Consider the following 21,001-nt stretch of genomic DNA (forward strand, 5'->3'; position numbering starts at 1 on the left):
TTGATCCTAACCGCAATCTGATAGTTAATCATGGGAAAGTGGTGATTAAATTGGAGCCACATGGTAGTATACGGCCAAGGTTATTCAGGGTAAAATACCAGTTTACGAATTTATTCTAGATCGAGAAAAGCAACAGGACTTGCTTACAAGCACGGTTAATAATGCTGATGTTTACCTGACTGGAAAGTACCGAGATGGTTTGGTGATTGATGATCTACAAAACAGAAAGCGTTACGTATTATCCTTATATGATATTGCTAATCGACTGAAGGACATTCCTACTTACCAACCCACAACCGTTTTGATTAGGGGCTATGCAGCAGGATTAGCTCCTTACGGTCAGTTAGTTGCATTTAACTCCTATTGAGGCAACGGCAATTTGACTAAGTTTCGGTCTTCCATTGAAAAATATATGCTTAGTTATTCAACGAGTCCAGAGAATCTACAAATTATTGTAAGGATGCAGTTGTATCAAAGACCATAAAAGTCATCACCTGATTTATTCACCAAAATACAGCCCACTAACCAGTCTAGCTAAACCACTACGTCGTTTGCTTGGGTCGTGATTTAGTAAACCGACGCGGTCGGTATCTGTTCCGCTCTGGCAAAGGCTGATTTGTACCCTTTCTCAAGAAGGGGCAGCTCGGTCTTCTTGCCTTGTAGACGTAGCACCTTATGAAGGCCCACCGTCGACCAGCCGTTGCCGGGATTGTGAACCAGATCCTGCCGGTATACGGCTTCAGCGTCTTTCATCTTTTTCATTGTCAGCAAATAAGCCCCCAGAAACTGTCGGGGTGGCAAGGGCCAGTCGGCGGGTTCTGTATAGATGAGCTGATCGTCTAGGCTGATAGCTTTTTCAAGGCTGGCTACTGCCTGATCCTGTTTTTTTGAGTGGAATAGAATAGACGCTTCCAGAATATGGTCGGCAATGTGGGCCATTGGCTGAAACGAGTTGAACGGAATACGCCGTTTCTCAAGAACTGGATCGGAAAGACGACTACGTAGCCCTTTTAATTGCTGCTCTGCTTCAGCGATTTTACCGGTGCCTACAAATGCCATGCCTCGCGCGAAATGATCGAGCAGCGACGCATACGCCCAGCCATTATCGGGCTTTTCAGTACGTAGCACCTCGTTCCATTTTCCAAGTCTGACGAGCGTCAGCGATGGCAACATATACAGGTATTGATCATAGGGCGAATCGGCGGTAGGGGATACCGATTGTCGGCAACGTAGCGCATCGGCCAGGCCGGTTTCATACATCCCGCCCGTTAACGCACAATACGTCTGCACCGCAAAATAATGGGGCGAGTGTTTCACTAATCCCAGATGAGAAGCCAGCGAATCATAGAGCAGAAGATTCTTATCGGCGAGGTCATTAACGAGAACGCCCTGCGGAAAAAGACCGTTACGTTGGTATTCGTGACTAGCCATGTGAACCATGTGCGCTACGCCCGGAAACAGATTTTTGAGCTTGTCGGCGTTGGCCAGCGCAACCTGCGGGTTTTTTGATGCTTCGGTCAGGTGAATATGGTAATGCAGGGCGGCCGGATGATCGGGGAATCGATCAAGCACCGATTTACTTAAATCGACGACTTCCTGGGTCCAGGTTTTGGGCGTACCATCCGTATTCCAGAAATCCCAGGCATGAATCAGCATGATAGCGTCTACATACAACATTTTCGTGTCGGGGTCGTCAAATTCAGCAATCAGTTGTTTAGTCGCTGTGGCATAGGCCTGATTAAGTTTAGCCCGTTCGCTATCAGTTGGATCGGCCGAGTAGCGTGTATTCATCACTTCAATCAGTTTTTTCTCTTTCGGGCTGGCACTCCGGCTTGTTTCATTCATTCGAGCCAGAATTGCTGGCATATCAGCCGGGACTTTGTAGGTATGAGCCGCATTGTAATAAGGTCCACCAGCCAGTGCCTGTCCCCACCAGGCCATGGCGCAGGTGCTATCAATACGAGCCGCTTCTTTGAAAGAGGCCATAGCTTCTTTCATGTGGTAGCTATAATACATCGTTAGTCCCTGATCGAAATAGAACTGCGCGCTATCCTGCCGGGTCGATATGTTGTACGAATAATTTCCCCAGCCCGGCAGCGGGCCAATAAACTTCCCGTTGCTCATTGACGTAACAGAGCTACTGGCACTAGATCCGCACATGGCGATGCTGCTGGTTACGTTGCCGGATGGCCTGGGCTCTACGTTAACAAGTAAGGCCGTTGCTAAAAGAATGGGGCCGAGAAGGAACAGTAGAAGACCTTTCATGTTGTTTGCTGGAAGATGTCACAAAAGTGGTAGCATCATCCTGGACCAATCCTGGAGAAAGTCGATGCGTTCTTAAAAATAGGCCTTTTTCGTTGAAAATGCCCGTTCCAGCGGATAAATCGATACGTAGTGAGGTATGGGTACGACGGACAGTTTAACGGTTAGGATCGTCAATCCATAGTTCCAATAGCGCATAACTAAGGCTTTTGCCGTGAGTGTCCATAGTGAGCGACGTTGTAACCCCACCCGTCAATGCCTGGTGACAGACAAACTGGAGAGCGGGTAGATTAGGAACTTCATAACGAATCACCTCACCGGCTACAATAGCATTGAGATGAGTTTTCACTACGTCGGCAGTTACCTGATCGCATAAGAGAGGGTAATCTTCGGGTTTGTAGGGAATAAGGGAGAGCGTCAGCGTATTGCCTTTGTCGCCTGCCCGGCTATGGGCGATGTCGTATAGTTTGATTTTCATGCTTTAAAGACAGTGACCTGGGGTGATACTTGGGTGCGCTCAATCAGGGTAGATACGATACCCACAATCTCGTGAACGTATTTTCGGGCTCCTCCTCCGGCTGCCGGACCATTGGTATACAAGGCTTCCACTTCTTCGCCGACCAAAGCCGCCTGCTGTAACGTAGTGCTTCGGCCTGCCACCCGTAACCGGATTTCGTAAGGCTCCGGATACGTACCAAAGGCCCTTCGATGAACTGACGTACTGCCGATGTAATCGACGCGTAAATCCGTAAACTGATTGGCTAAGCGCTCCTGAATAATGGCCCCTGCCAATTTGGCCCGTCCTAATGCATTTGATCCGGCATACGAGATTTCACCTTCTCCGATATACCCAGCATCGTAGCCAACGCTGACTTTCAACGTATCGGGTCGGGGATGACCTTGTCCGCCTGTTGCTTTAACCTGATTGAGCCCTACTTCTTCCAAACGCACTTGGGTAAAATCCGCTACTACGTCGGGTGTTACGTAGCGGGCAGGGTCCATGACTTCATACAGTAATTGTTCCTTGGCGGTTGCCAGGCTTAGGTGCCCCCCTGTATTGGCTACTTTGCCAAAAATAGCAGTCCCGTCTATCGAGACATCGACGAAAGGGTGGCCTAAATGAGCCATGTCGGGGATGTCTTTTTTCGCTGGATCGGCGAAGTACCCACCTGTCAGTTGACCTGCGCATTCCATTAAATGGCCAATAACAGTTGCCTGACCAATTTGATTAACATCCGCCAACGACCAGCCGAACTCGTGCACCAACGGAGCTACAAACAGCGAGGGGTCAGCTACGCGGCCTGTTATAATAATCTGAGCGTCGGTTGCCAGGGCTGGTAAAATAGAATCGGTGCCCAGATAGGCGTTGGCAGATAGGAGGGAGCCAGCGGTTTTTAAGGGCAATCCTGTTTCCAGCGCAATTTCGTCGCCCGTTAGTTGACTGAATACGTCATCGCCCGTAATGGCGGCTACCGTTACGGAAAGGTTCAGCCTACGGGCTATTTCTCCGATTTTTTCGGCGGCTGCTACTGGATTGGCTGCGCCCATGTTGGTGATGAGCCGAACATTATTGGCCAACAAAACGGGCAGCAAAAGCTCAATTCGCCGTTCCAGCAGTGGATCGTACCCTTTCGTTGGGTCCTGCCGTTTACGTTTCTGCGCCAGAGCAATGGTACGTTCAGCCAGGCATTCCAGAATCAGGTAGTCCAATTCACCCTGTTGGGCCAGAATCAGGGCTGGTTCTAATCGATCGCCGGAAAAACCAGCGCCACAACCAATGCGAATACGTTCTTTCATAGATGAATCGAGCCGGTTAGCAGGGCCGCTACGGTCATTACCAACGTAGTGCCGAACGCCCATTTCAGGATAAATTTCTGGTGGTCGCCTAAATCAATTTCAGCTAGTCCGACGAGCAAAAAGGTGGAGGCCGTTAATGGGCTAACGGGGAAGCCAACGGTCATTTGGCCCAGCAAAGCCGCCCGGCCAATTTCTAAAGGATCGATGCCGAATTGAGTTGCTGACTGGCTCAATATGGGAACCACGCCGAAATAATAGGCATCGGGGGTGAACAGTAAGCTCGCGGGCATACTGGTAATGGCCGTTAGTGTCGGGAGCCAGGAGGCATGTTGCTGCGGAATGAGCGACACCAGCGAAGTAGCCATAGCGTCGATCATTTTAGAGCCGGTCAGAATGCCCGAAAAAACACCGGCCGCAAAGATCATGCTCGACACCATAAAAATGTTGTTACCGTGGCTACGTAACACTTTCTGTTGATCGGGCAATGTAGGGTAATTGATAAGCAGAGCTACGGTTGCGGCCACCACAAACAAGGCCGGAGTTGGCACCCAGCCTTTCATCAGCGTAACAATTAGCAGAATGGTAAGTATGGCGTTGATCCAGAATAGTTTAGGGCGCCGGAGCTGTTTCTGCTCCTGCGTAAGGTTTTCGTGGTGTACGTAGTGGAAATCGGTAATGCCCAGTCGTTTACGTTCTTTTAAACCAAACCAGTACGCGACGAACAATACCCACAGAATACCGGCTATAATGGCTGGGATATTGGGATTGAAGAGTTGTGTCGCATCTGTCTTTAACGTCGAAATAGCGCGTGCCGATGTCCCAGACCAGGGAACCAGATGCAGCGGACCAACGCTGAGGGCGACAATACCCGGCAGCATTAATTTATTGATTTTCAGCTGACGATAGATCGGTAGAAAGGCCGACATAACAATCATAAACGTAGCCGTGCCGTCGCCATCCAGATGAACAATCATGGTTAGAATAGCCGTTCCGATAATCACCTTTAAGGGGTCGCCTTTGACGGATCGGATAATCCCGGCAATGATCGGATCGAATAGACCGGCATCGAGCATCGTCGCGAAATACAGAACGGCAAACATCAACAAAATGCCCGTTGGCGCTACCTGTTTGATTCCCGCGAGGATCATGTCGCCCAGTTCTTTAGGACCGAAGCCAGCCAGAAAGCCCATCGCTAATGGCACGATAACCAGCGCCGTAATGACCGATAAGCGTTTGGTAATGATCAGAATAAGGAATAAACCAATCGTAGCAAACCCAATAACTGAAAGCATAGTACAGAATTACGGTTAATTGATAGAACGCAGATTGGTAGGATGGTTATGAGGTACACTGATCTTAATACATCATAACCATCCTACCGATCTGCGTTCTATCAGTTATTTTTCAATGTTGCCAGGAAACTCACTACGTCCCGAATTTCCCGCTTCGTAAGCAGATACTTCATATCGGGCATACTCGATGGCGCGTACGTAGTTTTGGTGATCTGATCTTTTTGGATTGTTTTGCTCGGATCGTCACCACTTTTTATGGTTATTTCTTTATCGTTTTCCTGTTCCACGATACCGCTGATCGTTTTTCCATCTTTCAACTCAACCGTAGCCGTGCCATAGCCAGGAGCCAGACGGGCGCTTGGATTGATGACCGCTTCGAGGAGTTGCTGACGAGTCAGGCGGTTGGCGACACCGTTGAGCCGAGGACCGGCATTCCCGCCCAGATCGTCGTAGGAATGGCAGCGGATACATTGTGCCGTCTGATGCCGGAAGAAAATCCGTCGGCCCTGATCGGGTTCGCCACCAAACAAGCTGGCCTGATACGAAGCCGTAGCTGCGTCGGGCGATTGCTTCGCCAGGATTTCCTTGTGCCGGGCAATCAATTGGGGCGACTTGGTTTCCTGAATCGCTTCGTCTAGTTCCAGCGTAACCTCCACCGGAATTTTATCCGCAGCCAGATCGGTTAAGAGCTGATCGAACAAGGGTTTCGTATTGGCAATAGGTAACTTGCCAAGCGTTACCAGAGCGGCCTGTTTCTCTTCCGACGAATGTGTTTTCACTACGTCGGTCAGTTGAGCAACCATCTGATCTTTGGGCATACTGGTTTTGCCGATCAAATCCAGCGCGGCTACCCGAACAGGCTTTTCTTTATCAGCAAGCGCTGTTTCGATAGCTTTACCGATTTGCTTGTCATTCAGGGCGGCCAGGGCACGTAGCGCTTCTACCCGAATCTCGGGAGTTTTATCGTTTTGCAGTCGATCAAACAGAACAGGGCTTGCCGTGGCTATCGATAATTTGCTGATGGCACGGATAGCGCTACGTCGGATGGGCAGTTCGTCATTGGTCGCCAACGTAGTGTACAAGTTGGCTGACTTCGTTTTAAGAACAGCGAGGTCGCGGGTAACGGGTCCCCGATAACGGCCATCGACACGGTCAAGTAGTGACGGTTTGGCCCAGGTGCTTAACGCATCCAGTGCTTCGGCCCGTAGTGCTGCCGGATTTTTAGCACCATTGGCATACTGAATCAGATTCTGCATCGCTTCAGGCGTACCAACGCGCAGATTGGCGTTAATAGCCCGGCGAATCAATGGCTCATTGGTAAACGTAGTGCTGGCCAGTACGTTGCCCAGAGCGGGTAACGCCTGCGGAATAGACAGGTCGTCGTTGATGCCACGAGCGGCTTCCGTAACGATAAACTCATCGCTGTCTTTCAGGAACGTAGCAATGCCGGGGTTGCTCATCCGACGTAGTGCCACCACGGCAGCAATACGTACTGCTTTCGATGAATGATTCGCCAGCGCAATAACTGGTTCTGGTTTCCCGATACGTGCCAGGGCCAGACTACCCGCGTGGCGGATGTAGGTATCTTCGTCTTTGTTCGCTTCGAGGAGCGAAATGATTGGCTGAATCGCCGGAGCATACGCAATACGGCCCAGGGCTTCGGCCGCAAAAAAACGGGTCCGACTGTTGTCGTCCTTCAGGAGAGGAATCAGGGCTGCACCGGCTTCCTTGTAGCGAATATCACCCAGCCAGCGCGCGGCCTGCGCCTGAATTTCAGGATCTTTGTCTTTCAGAAGCGGCATCAGCCGTTGGGCATATTTGGCCTCTTTACGAGCCAGTTGACTCAGTCCCCAGATACTATGAACGCGGGCCAGTTGATGCTCGGTTTGCTGAACCATCTGCCCGAATGCCGTGGCACCGGCTTCGCCCCGTTTCACCAGTTCGAACTGGGCTTTCTGACGAACGCGCATGTCCGCATTTTTCAGGTAGCCGCCGAGTTCGCTAACGGGCGTTTTGGCGAAACTTTGCGCCAGTAGCTTTTTCGTGAGTGCGCGTTCGGCCCAGTTGGCGCCGTCTTTATCGTCGAGCTTCCAGATACGTCCGTAATCTTTGGCATCCCAGCCGTTGATCCAGTCGGCTACGTACATGGCTCCATCAGGTCCGAAATCCAGACCGGTAGCCAATACGTTGCTCAGGATTTTTTTGGATTTATCCAGTTGAAATGAAGCGCCCTTGGGTTTCAACGTAAACGCATGAATACCCGATTGTGCCGGGCTACCCACAAATTCAGCAATGAAGAACGTATTCTTGTATTTCGGACTCAGCGCCGTACCCGGATTATAGAGCATTCCGGCCGGGCCGCTGACGAAGTTGGCCAGTGGTGGCAGAAAATAAGCAGCCTGCCCGTCGAAACGGGGTTTAAACATCTGCTCATCCATCCAGACTTTATACGTATTGTTGAGCGGATCGCGGTATTTGCCGTATTGCCAGTTGCTACGCCAGCCTGTGTCAGAGCCGTTTACGATGTACACCAGCCGCTCTTTCTCGCCGGGGTGGTCGCCGTCGTTGTCTTCGCTGATGAGATTACCGTATTCGTCGAAAACGAACTCGTGTGTGTTCCGTACGCCATAGGCAAACACCTCAAAATCGCTGCCGTCGGGGTTGGAACGTACTACTACGCCACTATTCGGATGCTCCCACTTTTTACCATCGGGCCCAACGCCATTGAAACCAATATCGCCAATCTGCCAGTAAATACGACCATCGGGTCCCATTTCTACGCCTGACAGACCATGACCGCCAAAACCAATATGAACGCCGTAGCCGTGCGAGAGTGATTTCTTCTCGTCGGCAATGCCATCGCCGTTTTTATCGCGCAGCCGCCAAAGGTCCGGTGCAACGGCTACGTACAGATCATTACCATCCGACAAAACACCGCCCATTACGTCGGTTACTTCGTCGTGAAAGTCGTTGACCGTCATTTTCGACAGATCCGCTACACCGTCGCCGTTGGTATCTTCGAGCCGGAAAACCTGCTCTTTTTCAACGGTCATGTCGCGCCAGTCGTGCGACCCGTCGCCGTTCAGATCTTTAAGCCACTCGTTTTTTTTGCTGTTGGCGGGCGAAAGAACGCGGTGCAGAAAAGCCCGTTTGTCTTCGATGGTCTGTAACCGATTCGACTCAATTTCCCAGTCCTGATGCCCGCGAATATCGAATTCTGAATTTTTCTGGCGGTTCGTGCGCGTATAGTACAAGCGCCCCTGATCATCAATATCGATCGCAATGGGGTCAGATACCAGCGAATCGACGCCCCACAGGCTTAGTGTCAGTCCATCGGCCAGTTGCGGTTTTACCAGTGCTTCGACGGCACGAGCCATTTCAACTGCTTTGGCGTGGGGCAGGCGTTTGATACGTCCACTGACAGGGTCATCCATGAAGGCGGTAGAACCTGCCCAGACCGTCAGGCCAACAGCCGCCAGAGGAAGCAAGGATTGGCGGAAAGGAAATCGGTTTTTCTGTTTCATTCAACAAATCGGCGGTCAGGTCAAGGAAAGATTCAGGTTGTTGCGATTTTCTGACGACCTAGTACCAAAGTTACTTTCAGAGTCGATTTACTGCCAGTTGGCACTTCGTGATCCCGCCCTAGAAAAGACAGCAGGATCACGGGGTGAGTGATTACAGGGAAACCTGCGGGCCGATGGCCAGCGCTTCTTTGTCGTGGTGGTATTTTTCGACGCACTGGTTGTCGAAGAGCATGGTTGCTCCGTTGGCGGGTGTGTACTTCTGCCAGGTAGGTAATCCTTTATGACCAGGATTGCCGGTGCGGGCAAAATTGATCCAGGACTGGCTCACTTTGTCGGCCAGGTCATAAGCGGCTTTCGTTCCGCCGGTCATTTCTTCACAGCGGCCAATGTTATTGAACACAAACGGAATTTCGCTGCAATGAATAGCCTTATAGCGCCCATCAAGCACTGGCGATTGCCAGGTGAACAGATACATATAAACCGGAGCGGGCGATGCGGCTTTCAAATCGGCCATTTTAATGGCACTACGTCGGAACATGCCGTCTACATCAAGCAGATCGGATGGTTTATTATCGGCGGGATAGGCTTTTTTCAGTGCCGCTACGTAGGTGTCAGTTTTATCGCCATACTGTTTCTGGAGCATGGCTTTAGCTTCTTCCAGTGTCAGGGTATTGCTATCGGGTAGCCGCAAAGAGGCCATAAACTCGTTCTTGGTGGAGCCAACCAGGAGTGGAATAGAAGCTGATATGGCCCCAGCGGTAGGGTCGGTGGGTTGATAAGGGAGAATGTTTCCGTCGAGAGTTGGGCCCCACGACAGACCAAACACGGCCTGTAGTTTGCCCTCAGCCTTGGCCTGCTCCTGTACTTTCTGGACCGCCTTTTTACCCGCGGCTGCCAGCTTTTCGTACGATACGTTCTGAATGTCGTCGATCTGTTCGGGCTTGATATTCAATTCCTCCAGTACGGCCGCGCCGACACGTTTGGTGAGTGATGGATCATGAAAAGCCAGTCCCAGCCCTCCGCTCTGAATGACGGCTTTATGGAAAAGACCTTTGGCCGATGGTGTGTTCAGCAGCGTATTGACTTTGCCACCACCGCCCGACTGTCCGAAAATTGTTACGTTGTTGGGGTCGCCACCAAAACTAGCTATGTTGGTTTTCACCCATTGCAGAGCAGAAACCATGTCCATAACGCTGGCATTTGACGACGATTTGTATTTATCGCCATAGGCCGATAGATCCAGAAAGCCGAGGATGTTTAGTCGATGATTGATGGAAACCAGCACTACGTCTCCTTTTTTGCTGATATTTTCACCGTCATAGGAAGGCAGTTCCTGCGACGATCCGGCGGTATGACCACCGCCGTGCAGCCAGACCATGACGGGTCGCTTCTTGGAGTCGTTAACGCCTGGAGACCAGATGTTCAACCGCAGGCAATCTTCATTCGGATAACCCCAGTCGTGGTGAAAAACAAACTCCGATTCGTCTGCCACCGCCGTGGTTGGGTCCATGAGTGGGCAAACGGGGCCGTACGAGAGCGAACTTCGGACACCCGTCCACGAATCGGGTTTGGTAGGCGCCATGAAGCGTGCCGCTTTAGCGTAGGGAATTCCTTTGTATGTGTAAATACTGTTGTGGACGTATCCGCGAACCTTACCCGATTCGGTTGGAACAACGGCAATATCTTTACCCGTTACGAGCGCCGTTGTTTCTTTTTTGACTTGCGCTACGCTGAAGGCAGGTAGTGCTAATACGGCCAGGGAAAAGACGATTCTGTTCATGATCATAAGGTTAGTCTGGTAAAGGTACTATTGAGGTAAAATCAGCGGTTTACTGGGTTCGCATGGTATTGAACAGAAAATCCAGCGCGGGGCCGTCGGGAAGAGACGTTGCCATCGTTTGATCGCCGAAGACAATAATCTGTTTGGTATTGGTTGAATAGCCTGGCCATTGGGGAAGTCCCTTAGCGTTTGGATTGCCTGTTTTGATGAAGTTGGCCCAGTACCCGGAAATAGTACGTGCCAGTTCCTGATCTACGGCGTTCAGTGGTCGAAGGCTCTTGTCTATGAATCGCAAGTTGTCATAAGCGTAGGGTACCTCGCCGGTATGAAAGGCTCCGTAGTTGGCATATTCGCCCGTAGCCGGAATCTTGCGCGTAAACCGATAAACGTAAACGTTTTTACCTTTCTGGCTCTGGATATTGGCCCAGGTATAGTTCTGTGCCCCAAAAATCATATCGCGGGAAAGATTTCGCTGCGATGTAGCCGCCTGAGCGTCGGTGTTGCCCGGATAAAATTTTAGAAATTCGTTGGCTTTAGCGCCGTATTGTTGCCGAATCTGTTTCTGGTAGTCGTCCGCGTTTTTCATCGGGCCGAACGCTAGCCCTTCATCTTCGTTCCAGCCGGTCAGCAACGTAACGTCATTCTCCTTATTAGCAGCAAAAATGTCGGCAATGGACTGCGGTAATACGTATCCGTCGATGATAGGGCCACGTCCCTGCGCTTTTTTAAGTAGTTCGTCGGCGGGTTTTGCTCGTAAGTCGGCCAGCGATGTTGCCCCTAATGACTGAGCCATTTTCAAGCCTGTTTCTTCGGCTTGCTGAAGTGACGGATAAGGTCGGGCGAAACCGGCTCCACTTTCAGCAATCGCTTTCTTAAACAGTCCTTTGGCTAATGGCGTAGCGACCATGCAGTTTACACTCATCGACCCCGCCGACTGACCCGCGATGGTTACGTTGGCGGGATCGCCACCGAATGCGCTGATGTTTTTCTGAACCCACCGCAGGGCGGCCACCTGGTCCATCAGCCCGTAATTCCCCGACGCCGATTTTCCAGATTCTTTCGTCAGTTCGGGGTGGGCGAAGAACCCGAACGGTCCTACGCGATAATTGATGCTGACAAAAACAATCCCTTTCTGAGCCGTTGCTTCGCCATCGTAAATAGCGCAGCCACTGCCGCCACTGTTAAATCCACCACCGTAAATCCAGACCAGAACGGGACGTTTTTCGCTGGCCGATTTGGCGCCTGTCCAGACATTCAGATACAGGCAATCTTCGCTGATAGGTTCTTTGGGGATCAGATACTCGGCGCTCCACGGACCGAAAGGTGCCGGAGTGCCCTGCATAGGGCTCGGACCAAAGGCGTCACAGGCACGAACGCCAGTCCAGGATTTAACCGGCTGAGGAGCTTTCCAGCGTAAATCGCCAACGGGCGGTGCGGCAAACGGAATGCCTTTGAAACTATGAATGTCGCCTTGTTTGTTGAGCGTGCCAGAAATAAACCCGCCCTCGATACGTACCTTCTCAAAGGTATTCGGGATGGCTATAAACGCTGGTAAACCAAGGCATAGAAAGGCTGCAATGCCAAGAAAATAGGCCGACTTTTTCATGCTGACTTATGGAATAGCCACTTGGTTGGCCTTTAAGATTTTGCTGAAAAACAACACCTGATACGGTAGGGCATTTTCCCAATATTCCCAGGTGTGGGCGCCAGGCCGTTCGGTGTAATCGTGTGGCGTCTGGTTAGCGACCAATTGTTGGTGGAGATCGCGATTGCCTACAATCAGGAAATCGTCGACACCAACATCGAAAATGAGCGGCAGGTTGTTCTTTTTGAGCTGCTCGGCGAGCGTCACCATCGTGTAACCCGGATAAGGCGAGTCACCATCTTTAGGGGCTCCCAACAGTTTTACAAAGTTTTCAGATCGGGATTTAGCGAAATCAGCGGGTACTTTCCAGGTGGACGTATTGATATTCATAACGCCACTCATACTGCCAGCCGCAGCGTATAAATCCGGATGACGGCTTGAAATAAACATAGCCCCATGCCCACCCATCGACAGACCGGCAATGATACGTCCCTTTCGGTCGCGCACCGTGCGATACGTATTGTCGATTTTATCGATTAATTCTTTGGAAATAAAGGTTTCAAACTGGCTGGTTTTGATAAGAGGACTATCAAAATAGTAGCTGGTCGGGTCGCCGTCGGGTGTTACTATGATGAGGTTATACTGATCGGCCAGCCGGTGGAGCAAGGTTTTGTCCGGCGTTTTAGTCAGCCAGTCCCGAAAACTACCTGTGCCCCCGTGAAGAAGGTACAAAACCGGAAAGGGTTGCTTTTTTAATTTTTTGTATCGTTCCGGCAGGACTACGGCTGCCCGGAGCGTGCGGTTCATACTGGTACTCTGTACGTCGATCGTATCAACCCTGGCGGCAAACGAATGAGCTGATAGGAAGCAGCCAAGAATGGCTAATAATACATTGAAACGTAGTTTGAGGGATGACATATTAGTGAACAGCGCTTCCGTTGGCTTTGAGTACATTGCTGAAAAATAAAACATGATTAGGCAACGATTTTTGCCAATAATCCCAGGTGTGGCCGCCTGGCCGTTCGGTATAATCGTGTGGGGTCTGATTGAAAAGCAAGCGCCGATGCAGTTCCCGATTTGGCTCAATCAGAAAGTCATCGACACCACAGTCGAAGATTAGCTGCTGACCGTTTGCTTTCATTTTATCGGCCATATTAACGACGGAGTAGGCGGCATACCGATCGGACGATTGCTCAATAGGACCCAGGATTTGCGCAAAAGCCTGCTTGATACCACTGGTCATCTCGGGCGTTAATTTCCAGCTATCCATGTCCAAATTGAGTGCTCCACTCATGCTGCCAGCTGCGCAATAGAGGTCAGGGTGCCGGGTGGCCAGATACAGCGAGCCGTAGCCGCCCATCGATAAGCCTGTGATAACGCGACCCTTACTGCTACGAATCGTGCGGTACGTATTGTCGATTTTATTGATAACTTCTTTGGTCAGATAGGTTTCAAATTGACTGTCTTTTATAACCGGACTATCCAGATAATAGCTGAATATCTCCCCTTCGGGCATAACGATAATCAGATTGTACTGGTCTGCCAGGTTGTGCAGCAGCGTTTTGTCGGGTGTTTTAGTGATCCAGTCATTGAAGTGTCCGTATCCGCCATGAAGGAGATAGAGGACGGGGTAGTTTGTTTTGTTTTTGGTATACGATTCAGGAAGCACGACAACTGCTTTTAGGTTCTTCTTCATCGTCTGGCTTGGAACAGCCAGTGAATCAACAGTGGCTCCCAACGTTGATAGTGATGCGCTACCGATCAATAAACAGCACAACAGACGAAGCAGATGCATACTTAATATGGATAATTTATTTGCTAACAGGAATGTGTGTTCTTTGGAGGGGGAGTCTTATACTCGAGTTTCCTCATTGTGTCAAAAGTACGTAAAGAATTGTTGCTTAAAAAGCATCAAACAGGAATTTGTAGAATTTGAGGATATAGTATGCTTTATAAGGAGTTCCGTTGGTAAAACAGGCTGTAACGGCGTAGCTTGAAGGGTATGGGCAGGCCGACCGACGTATCGGTTTAAATTGCAATCAGGGGCCATGAAAAGCATAGTTAGCGTATGAGTAACTATCTCGATTTTATATCAGTTTGTAGTTGTTAACTTTTTCACAGACACATCGTAAATTTGATACAGCACGACAGCTAAGTAGATACTGATGCGGCCACCGAATGGATAACAATTTTTGACTTTTCTGATTGGAATTAACGCAATCAATAGAAATTCCTCGGCCATCGCAGCTAGTAGAGAAATTATAACAGATAGCGGAGCGAAACGTCCGTAATAGTAACCTATTTTTTCACTGGCTCACCTGTAGGAGATCAGAAAACTTGGTTAACACTGTTGCCAATACCACATAATACTTCAAGCGACTCTTATCGGGAAGTAAAATTCAGGGCCATCTATGATTTGAACACAACGAACCGCTATTTGAACACGGTTTTCAGTACGACCTGGCTCAATTTTGCCGCATAAACAAATTAAGCTATGGACGTAACGTTAATTACCGGAGCTTCAAGTGGCATTGGCGAAGCATTGGCTACCCAGCTGGCTGCACGAAAACAGAATTTGTTGCTGGTAGCCCGCAGTGCCGGCAAACTCGATATGCTTTGTACACAACTCTCAAATACATATGGCATTCAGGCTCACTATATTCCGGCCGACCTGAGTAAGCCTGATGCTGCCGGGCAGGTTTATGAGGAATGTCATAAAAGAAAGCTAACTGTTACGCTGTTAGTCAACAATGCGGGCATTGGCTCGAGTGGTGAGTTTGTGAAAAATAATCGGCAAGCGGAGTTGGCCATGCTGCAGTTGAACAATGCTTCCCTGGTCGCTCTTTGTCAACTTTTTCTGTCCGATATGATTGCTAATAAAAGGGGCGGTATCATCAACGTAGCCTCACTAGCCGCGTTTTTTCCAAGCCCGTATATGGCTGTTTATGCGGCTTCGAAGGTATTTGTCCGGTCGTTTACCGAGGCCCTTACCGAAGAGTGTAAGCCATACGGCATTCGGGTCCTCTTGTTTAGCCCCGGTTTCACCAGTACCAATTTTATGAATACGCCCGCCAACGACAATGCCTGGGGTAAAGTACTGACCGATGGGGCTTACACACAAACGGCCGAACAGGTCGCCACTGAATTGATCCAGGCTTGGAAAAGAAAAGAAACCTTTCACGTATCGGGCCGCTTAAATGCCTGGGCAGTGCGGCTGGGAGCGTTGATCCCCAATGCCACCGTCGCTCGAATATTTGCCAGCCGAAAACGAAAACAAATGAATCAGTAAGCCGAGTTGCCATGCAAAAAGAGAATCTGCCAACCCTTAAAATAGACACCATCGCACAAAGTCATAAAGCATTGGGCATTGCAAAGCCCAAGCATCCGTTGTTTAGCGTGTTGCGATTTGAGGACTTGCCAAGAGTAAATAATGATGCGCGGGTGCGGTTGATTTTTGATTTTTACCATATTGTCCTGAAAAAAAACTGCCCCGGTAAGATTCAGTATGGCCAAACCCCCTATGATTTTGACGAAGGTGTCATATCTTTTTTTGCTCCCAGACAGGTCAGTATTTTGGAACCGGGCGATATACTGGCCAAATCGGGCTGGTTGTTGATGATCCACCCTGATTTTTTTAGAACGTTTGCATTAGGGAAAAAAATAAAGGATTATGCTTTTTTCGAGTACGCTGTTCATGAAGCGCTGATGATGTCGGAAGACGAGGAGCATTCGATTGACGTCATCTTTCAGCAAATTGAAAAAGAGTACAATTTACCCATTGATGCGTATAGTCAGGACGTGGTTCTATCGAATGTCGAGTTGTTGCTCACTTATTGCAATCGATATTATAATCGGCAATTTATTACCCGTAAACCCAGACATAGTGAGTTGCTGAGTCGAGTTGAACATGTGCTCCATGAGTGGGTGCGAAACGCAGCTGAGCAAGGCTTGCCAACCGTCAATGTTCTGGCGTCGCAGATGAACCTGTCGCCCAACTATCTGAGCGATTGTCTGAAGCAGCTGACGGGGCAACCTGCTCAGCAATACATTCATGAAAAGATGATTGAGCATGCTAAAGAAATTTTAGCCACAACTAATTTGTCAGTGAGCGAAATAGCTTACCAATTGGGGTTTGGATACCCGCAGTCATTCAGCAAGCTATTTAAGAGCAAGACGAATCAATCGCCATTGGAATTCAGAGCATCTTTTAACTGATCAGATCATAATTGGTGCGCCAGGTTAGACTTCTCAACGTTATTTTAATAACGAGGCTGTTTACGCTTTCTACAATCAACTACTAAGTCGTATGGAAAAACACCAGCAAAACAAAAAGTTTAAATAGCCTCTGTAACATAGATGTGTTGATGGAGTTAGTTATCAATATTTCTTCTGTACCGTAGTTAGTAATTCGTGCGGATAGCCCATTGCGGTAGCACTTACGTCATCTAGGCGCTCTATTTGGTTAGTAGTCAGGCTTATGTCAATTGCCTTCAAATTCCCTTCAAGGTGAGATAGCGTACGGGCTCCAATGATTGGGAAGACCCCTTTGCTTATTGCCCATGCCAGTGCTATCTGCCCTAGTGTACTATTGTGTTCATGGGCTATCAATTCTAGTTCATCTAGTATTGACTTTATTCGACCTTCCTCTTCATAGGCCCGGGAGGCAGAACGTGTCAGCCGCCCGGTCAAACCCTGTCTATATTTACCGGTCAGTAATCCACCCGCTAAAGGAGAATAGCCCATCATACCCATCCCAAATTGTTCAGCCATTGGCTTTATTTCTCGATCCGGTGTTCGTTGGGTGAGGTTGTATTCGAACTGAATCGCTGTTAACGGTAGGGAGCTAGCAATGGCGGCCGCTTTCCAGGCAGGAAAATTGGCCAACCCTGCATATAAAACTTTACCTGCTTTTACCAAGTCTTCCAGCCCACGAGCGATTTCTTCCAGGGGCGTATTACCGTCATCAAAATGCGGCATATACACGTCGATATAATCGGTTTTTAGTCGCGCCAGACTTCCTTCGATAGCTTGGCGCATGGCTTTACGATGGTTGCCCATATTGCCAACAGATGAGTTGGGTTGGCTGCTTAGGGTATACTTGGTACACAGAATAAAATCGTGGCGATTATGCTGGGTAAACTTGCCAACCGTTTCCTCAGCTTCACCAAATTGATACAGGTCAGATAAGTCTATACAGTTTCCACCAGCATCGGCATAAGCGGAAAGTATTTGCAGAGCGTCCTGAACTGTTGTGCCGTCCCCTCTGCGATTCCCTAACTGCGATCCCCCCAGAATGAGCTCGCTGGCTGGCAAACCCGTGTGTGTGCCGAATAATTTGTAATTCATCTCGCAAAGGACAGTCCATAGCAAACTTTAGTCAAGTATGGCTAAATTCAGCCGTATCAAAAAATTTATCTTTGTCAGATGTACGAGCGAAAACTACCGGTAGAAATCGAATGTGGCCTTCACCTGTTCATGGAAGTCTTGAACGGGAAATGGAAGATTAAACTCATTTGGTGCATTCATTCCGGAATTAATCGTCCGGGTGAATTACGACGCAAAATAGCGAAAGCCTCCCGGCGATTATTAGATACCCAATTAAGTCAGTTAGTAGCGCATGGTATTCTGGCCAAAACTACTTTTGATCAAAAGCCTTTAAAAGTCGAATATCAGCTCACGCCCTTGGGTGAAACGTTAATACCCGTTATTGAGTCAACAGCGAGATGGGGTGAAGTCCATCGTGATGTGTTAGAACCTCTCTTTACCAATGAGCAATAGGCTCCTGAACCTTTGTCGCAATTAACGCTCTCCGACTTGAGACAAAGAACTAATCATTATATGTATTGAGTGGATAAGGTTGTTACAGATAGCCTCCAGCTGTTTGTGATAACCTTATCACTTTGTTCAATTACAAGCTACGAATCCCTGCGACTGCGGTTTGAAACCAATGCGTTTTATAGCTGAACTGATACGTAGCAGATCTATAAACGCATAGCGTATAGAAGTCAGTCTGTGCTCAACGGATTATGTGGAGACCATTACCTTATTAGGAGGACGGCTGAAAGACTTTCGCTAGAGTCTGCTGTTAAGAAAGAACTCATCAGGACGTACTAACCTAAGTATTATGGCTGTTCATTTTTCACTGGATTTTAGAGCCCCCTTTGGGGTTGGGGATGTTGTCTATACTATGTTTCCGCCCGGAGTGCATGAATACGTAGGTGGCCCTGCTTCCTACAAAAGTCTGAAGGCTGTAGTGCTAACCATTAAGCTCCGACTGGATCTTGGGATTGATAACAACTGTCTGCTAGCCGAGCCGATGTCTGATCGATCTATTGATGTTAGACAAGTGATCTATACCCTAAAGCCGATATCGGTACCAGAGCTTTCTCCTTTTGAAGTAGAATGGTCTACTGAACCCGACAGCGAACCGATATTATTTGAACGGGAAGACCTGCTAGTGGCCAGTCGGTAAAGTAGCTATTGATACGTAGTGACGAACTATATGCCGTTCTCTAAGAGCGCTACGTATGCTAATAAGTTTGCTCAGTTGGTACTATTGACTGTTTTTTTACCCTCAAAACGTAACAGCTATGTCTATTCATTTTTCGCTTGACTTTACCACTCCGTTTGGCATTGGTGATCAAGTATACGTGCTACACCCACCGAAGGAAGTTCCCTGCACTGGCGGACCCGCCTGGTTACCCTATCGAAAAGGAACGATTACACGAGTCAAGCTGGTGTTCGATCTAAATCCGGGAAATGGATTGGTTGTCGCCCAGCCAACTGAGCAAAAAGTGCTGGCGGTAGAACGGGTGGTTTATACCATTGTTTGTCAGCCTGCCGAACATCACCAATCCGCTTTTATGGTCGAATGTCCAACCAGCTCCGATAGTGAACGTAGGCTCTTCAGTAATGAGGAAGACGTACAGTCGTATCTAGAGGCAGCGGTAGTGTAAACCAATAGGTTGCACACGGACGTACTACCAGATTCGGCTGGCGATTATATTGATGACTGTGTTCACGGCGAAGGCAATTCCAAAAGATACCGGGATCGAAAACTCGTTCAGCAAAAAAGCTTGCAGAAAAAGAAACGTAGTGAAACCCAGCAGGCCAATAACCAACCCCCGAAGCGTAACAATCGCAGCATTACTGCCCTGGAGCAGGTGCGAGAAAATGGCCAGCACCGACGTCATGATTGGGAAAGGCGTCAGGATACCACTCCAGTTGGGGCCCAGAATAGCAGCAAGTCCGGTAATCAACAACACAAACAAGGTCGCAACGCTCATCCGAATGAGAATATCAAATGGTAGCCGTCGAACCTGGGATGGCCGTTCGGTTGGAGTCGGGAAATAACGTAGCGCAATCAGTACGTAGACGATAACAAGGGCATAACTCACTCGTAACCCCAGCTTCAGGTAGTTGACGAAAAGAATGGTCAGCGTATAGATGACGTAAGAAAGCAGGAGGGTTGGCAACCAGCGGAAGTGCCGGGACAGAGCCGAGTAGCTGAGGCAGAAACTGATAAGCGCCAAGATGCCCGTCATGGTGCCCTGAATCGAATGAATACCAAAGGCCTTGCCCTGTTCGAGTAGGAAGAAGAGTAGGATAGGCCCCGCTGTCCACGGCATACTACCGATCAATCCGCCAATTTTGTTTCCCCAGCGACGAACCGCCAGCGTAACCAGGGCAATAACAGTCGGGATAAGCGTTACTTTAAGAAAAAGGAGATTCATTCGCGCGTATAGCAGGCACGTACCAGTCAGTGTAGCACTACTTTTTTCCAAAAGTATGGAAAGAGTACGTAATGAGGAAAGGTAATTCGCGGTAAGGCCGACTAGCTCACAGAGAGAAAACGGTTAAAACTAATGGCCGCCAAATAGCTGGTCGATAGAAGTAGGTTCGTTGTGCAGGATGAAGAAATAAATCAATCCAGCCAGTACTATGTAGCTAAACGCCAGCCATTTTTTCTTTTGGGCAAACTCAATCGGATGATGATAATAGTCGTAGATCATCGATGCAGACAAACCCATAACCATCAGAAAGAACGCGAACACGCCAAAATCTGTTCGGTACATACTCACCGAATGCATAAACCGAGCCCCCGACACAATGTAGAGCAGCCAGCAGCCGAAGCCTGCCCGGTAAAGATAAACGCTCAGCCGCCTGTCATTTTTTAGATCGAAAATGTCATCGGTGAATTTCTCGGACATGATTTTGGTTGTTTGTGATGGTGAATATATAAATTATAAGCTATTAACGCAAAAAGTACGATGCTTGATTCACAACCAGTTGACACTGCACAGAAATTTAATACCATGCAAATTGAGCTTGTGCGGGTTGATGATGCTTTTCATTTTGAGGCCGTTGGCATGTCGGGAGTTAAACAGCACATGGATGCGGCCACCGACATTGGCGGACATAACGAGGGAGCAAGACCGATGGAAATGCTGCTGATGGGGCTGGCTGGCTGCACCGCTATCGACGTGATCCTGATTCTTCAGAAGCAGAAACTGACGATCGATGATTTTCGCCTGAAAGTGGATGGTCTCCGCGAAAAAGGAGCGACTCCGGCACCCTTTCAGAAAATTCACATTACGTATTTACTGAAAGGGCAGTTAGATCCCGACAAGGTGAAGCGGGCTATCGATTTGTCGATGGATAAATACTGCTCGGCAACGGCTCAGTTCCGGCCTTCTGCTGAGATTACCTATTCGTTTGAAATTGCCTGATTATACGAATTTATATAGAAACCCTCCCGGTA

General features: G+C 49.0%; 18 protein-coding genes. 6 read left to right on the top strand and 12 right to left on the bottom strand.

The genetic code is table 11. The features are described 5' to 3' along the window. Nucleotides 1-567: 567 nt before the first annotated feature. From GK108_RS06235 to GK108_RS06275, 9 genes are all read right to left on the bottom strand, one after another. Nucleotides 568-2,265, bottom strand: a complete 1,698-nt coding sequence (locus GK108_RS06235; protein WP_212592744.1) for a tetratricopeptide repeat protein — start codon at nt 2,263-2,265, stop codon at nt 568-570. 154 nt (nt 2,266-2,419) lie between these two features. Continuing rightward, complete coding sequence (locus tag GK108_RS06240) at nt 2,420-2,740, bottom strand: AtuA-related protein (RefSeq protein ID WP_163944502.1); 321 nt, start codon at nt 2,738-2,740, stop codon at nt 2,420-2,422. Then, nucleotides 2,737-4,059, bottom strand: a complete 1,323-nt coding sequence (locus tag GK108_RS06245; RefSeq protein ID WP_163945454.1) for an acyclic terpene utilization AtuA family protein — start codon at nt 4,057-4,059, stop codon at nt 2,737-2,739. The genes GK108_RS06240 and GK108_RS06245 overlap by 4 nt, the downstream gene beginning before the upstream one ends. Next, nucleotides 4,056-5,351 carry a CitMHS family transporter gene (locus GK108_RS06250; protein WP_163944504.1) on the bottom strand — a complete coding sequence of 432 codons (1,296 nt, stop codon included), beginning with the start codon at nt 5,349-5,351 and terminating at the stop codon, nt 4,056-4,058. Before GK108_RS06250 ends, GK108_RS06245 begins: the two co-directional genes overlap by 4 nt. Nucleotides 5,352-5,452: 101 nt before the next feature. Continuing rightward, the gene (locus tag GK108_RS06255) at nt 5,453-8,875 is read right to left on the bottom strand and encodes a HEAT repeat domain-containing protein (RefSeq protein ID WP_163944506.1); all 3,423 of its coding nucleotides are present in this window, start codon (nt 8,873-8,875) and stop codon (nt 5,453-5,455) included. 151 nt (nt 8,876-9,026) lie between these two features. Then, nucleotides 9,027-10,655, bottom strand: a complete 1,629-nt coding sequence (locus tag GK108_RS06260) for a carboxylesterase/lipase family protein (RefSeq protein WP_394366271.1) — start codon at nt 10,653-10,655, stop codon at nt 9,027-9,029. Between the two features lie 49 nt (nt 10,656-10,704). Further along, complete coding sequence (locus tag GK108_RS06265) at nt 10,705-12,261, bottom strand: carboxylesterase/lipase family protein (RefSeq protein ID WP_163944510.1); 1,557 nt, start codon at nt 12,259-12,261, stop codon at nt 10,705-10,707. Nucleotides 12,262-12,267: 6 nt separating this feature from the next. Further along, the gene (locus GK108_RS06270) at nt 12,268-13,158 is read right to left on the bottom strand and encodes an alpha/beta hydrolase (protein WP_163944512.1); all 891 of its coding nucleotides are present in this window, start codon (nt 13,156-13,158) and stop codon (nt 12,268-12,270) included. A gap of 1 nt (nt 13,159) precedes the next feature. Continuing rightward, complete coding sequence (locus GK108_RS06275; protein ID WP_163944514.1) at nt 13,160-14,035, bottom strand: alpha/beta hydrolase; 876 nt, start codon at nt 14,033-14,035, stop codon at nt 13,160-13,162. Between the two features lie 699 nt (nt 14,036-14,734). Between GK108_RS06275 and GK108_RS06280 the strand changes: the two genes are divergently transcribed. After that, nucleotides 14,735-15,529 (top strand): SDR family NAD(P)-dependent oxidoreductase, encoded by a 795-nt coding sequence (locus GK108_RS06280; protein WP_163944515.1) that lies wholly within the window; start codon nt 14,735-14,737, stop codon nt 15,527-15,529. Nucleotides 15,530-15,540: 11 nt separating this feature from the next. Further along, nucleotides 15,541-16,455 (top strand): helix-turn-helix domain-containing protein, encoded by a 915-nt coding sequence (locus tag GK108_RS06285; RefSeq protein WP_163944518.1) that lies wholly within the window; start codon nt 15,541-15,543, stop codon nt 16,453-16,455. A gap of 162 nt (nt 16,456-16,617) precedes the next feature. Here GK108_RS06285 and GK108_RS06290 read toward each other — a convergent pair whose 3' ends face one another. Next, nucleotides 16,618-17,586: an aldo/keto reductase gene (locus tag GK108_RS06290; RefSeq protein ID WP_163944522.1), complete on the bottom strand. Its 969-nt coding sequence runs from the start codon at nt 17,584-17,586 to the stop codon at nt 16,618-16,620. 129 nt (nt 17,587-17,715) lie between these two features. Here GK108_RS06290 and GK108_RS06295 point away from each other — a divergent pair, with 129 nt between their 5' ends. The 3 genes from GK108_RS06295 to GK108_RS06305 all read left to right on the top strand — a co-directional run bounded on the left by GK108_RS06295 (nt 17,716) and on the right by GK108_RS06305 (nt 19,196). Beyond that, entirely contained in the window at nt 17,716-18,018 is a 303-nt protein-coding gene (locus GK108_RS06295; protein ID WP_246224727.1) for a winged helix-turn-helix transcriptional regulator, read from the top strand. Between the two features lie 346 nt (nt 18,019-18,364). After that, the gene (locus GK108_RS06300; protein WP_163944528.1) at nt 18,365-18,712 is read left to right on the top strand and encodes a hypothetical protein; all 348 of its coding nucleotides are present in this window, start codon (nt 18,365-18,367) and stop codon (nt 18,710-18,712) included. Between the two features lie 118 nt (nt 18,713-18,830). Next, a complete protein-coding gene (locus GK108_RS06305; RefSeq protein WP_163944530.1) occupies nt 18,831-19,196 on the top strand; it encodes a hypothetical protein in 366 nt (121 codons plus the stop codon). Nucleotides 19,197-19,220: 24 nt separating this feature from the next. Here the strand turns inward: GK108_RS06305 and GK108_RS06310 are convergent, their stop codons facing one another. Both GK108_RS06310 and GK108_RS06315 read right to left on the bottom strand, forming a co-directional pair. Further along, complete coding sequence (locus GK108_RS06310) at nt 19,221-19,973, bottom strand: hypothetical protein (RefSeq protein WP_163944532.1); 753 nt, start codon at nt 19,971-19,973, stop codon at nt 19,221-19,223. A 129-nt stretch (nt 19,974-20,102) separates the two neighbouring features. Beyond that, a complete protein-coding gene (locus GK108_RS06315) occupies nt 20,103-20,450 on the bottom strand; it encodes a hypothetical protein (protein WP_163944534.1) in 348 nt (115 codons plus the stop codon). 105 nt (nt 20,451-20,555) lie between these two features. Here GK108_RS06315 and GK108_RS06320 point away from each other — a divergent pair, with 105 nt between their 5' ends. After that, entirely contained in the window at nt 20,556-20,969 is a 414-nt protein-coding gene (locus tag GK108_RS06320) for an OsmC family protein (protein ID WP_246224728.1), read from the top strand. Nucleotides 20,970-21,001 lie beyond the last annotated feature (32 nt).

Origin of the sequence: Spirosoma terrae, from assembly GCF_010435915.1 — a bacterium.
GTDB lineage: Bacteria > Bacteroidota > Bacteroidia > Cytophagales > Spirosomataceae > Spirosoma > Spirosoma terrae.

What these genes read in the sequence shown, in the direction of transcription:
- GK108_RS06235 (WP_212592744.1), bottom strand. Translation starts at nt 2,265, where the DNA reads ATGAAAGGTCTTCTACTGTTCCTTCTCGGCCCCATTCTTTTAGCAACG.
- GK108_RS06240 (WP_163944502.1), bottom strand. Translation starts at nt 2,740, where the DNA reads ATGAAAATCAAACTATACGACATCGCCCATAGCCGGGCAGGCGACAAA.
- GK108_RS06245 (WP_163945454.1), bottom strand. Translation starts at nt 4,059, where the DNA reads ATGAAAGAACGTATTCGCATTGGTTGTGGCGCTGGTTTTTCCGGCGAT.
- GK108_RS06250 (WP_163944504.1), bottom strand. Translation starts at nt 5,351, where the DNA reads ATGCTTTCAGTTATTGGGTTTGCTACGATTGGTTTATTCCTTATTCTG.
- GK108_RS06255 (WP_163944506.1), bottom strand. Translation starts at nt 8,875, where the DNA reads ATGAAACAGAAAAACCGATTTCCTTTCCGCCAATCCTTGCTTCCTCTG.
- GK108_RS06260 (WP_394366271.1), bottom strand. Translation starts at nt 10,655, where the DNA reads ATGAACAGAATCGTCTTTTCCCTGGCCGTATTAGCACTACCTGCCTTC.
- GK108_RS06265 (WP_163944510.1), bottom strand. Translation starts at nt 12,261, where the DNA reads ATGAAAAAGTCGGCCTATTTTCTTGGCATTGCAGCCTTTCTATGCCTT.
- GK108_RS06270 (WP_163944512.1), bottom strand. Translation starts at nt 13,158, where the DNA reads ATGTCATCCCTCAAACTACGTTTCAATGTATTATTAGCCATTCTTGGC.
- GK108_RS06275 (WP_163944514.1), bottom strand. Translation starts at nt 14,035, where the DNA reads ATGCATCTGCTTCGTCTGTTGTGCTGTTTATTGATCGGTAGCGCATCA.
- GK108_RS06280 (WP_163944515.1), top strand. Translation starts at nt 14,735, where the DNA reads ATGGACGTAACGTTAATTACCGGAGCTTCAAGTGGCATTGGCGAAGCA.
- GK108_RS06285 (WP_163944518.1), top strand. Translation starts at nt 15,541, where the DNA reads ATGCAAAAAGAGAATCTGCCAACCCTTAAAATAGACACCATCGCACAA.
- GK108_RS06290 (WP_163944522.1), bottom strand. Translation starts at nt 17,586, where the DNA reads ATGAATTACAAATTATTCGGCACACACACGGGTTTGCCAGCCAGCGAG.
- GK108_RS06295 (WP_246224727.1), top strand. Translation starts at nt 17,716, where the DNA reads ATGGAAGTCTTGAACGGGAAATGGAAGATTAAACTCATTTGGTGCATT.
- GK108_RS06300 (WP_163944528.1), top strand. Translation starts at nt 18,365, where the DNA reads ATGGCTGTTCATTTTTCACTGGATTTTAGAGCCCCCTTTGGGGTTGGG.
- GK108_RS06305 (WP_163944530.1), top strand. Translation starts at nt 18,831, where the DNA reads ATGTCTATTCATTTTTCGCTTGACTTTACCACTCCGTTTGGCATTGGT.
- GK108_RS06310 (WP_163944532.1), bottom strand. Translation starts at nt 19,973, where the DNA reads ATGAATCTCCTTTTTCTTAAAGTAACGCTTATCCCGACTGTTATTGCC.
- GK108_RS06315 (WP_163944534.1), bottom strand. Translation starts at nt 20,450, where the DNA reads ATGTCCGAGAAATTCACCGATGACATTTTCGATCTAAAAAATGACAGG.
- GK108_RS06320 (WP_246224728.1), top strand. Translation starts at nt 20,556, where the DNA reads ATGCAAATTGAGCTTGTGCGGGTTGATGATGCTTTTCATTTTGAGGCC.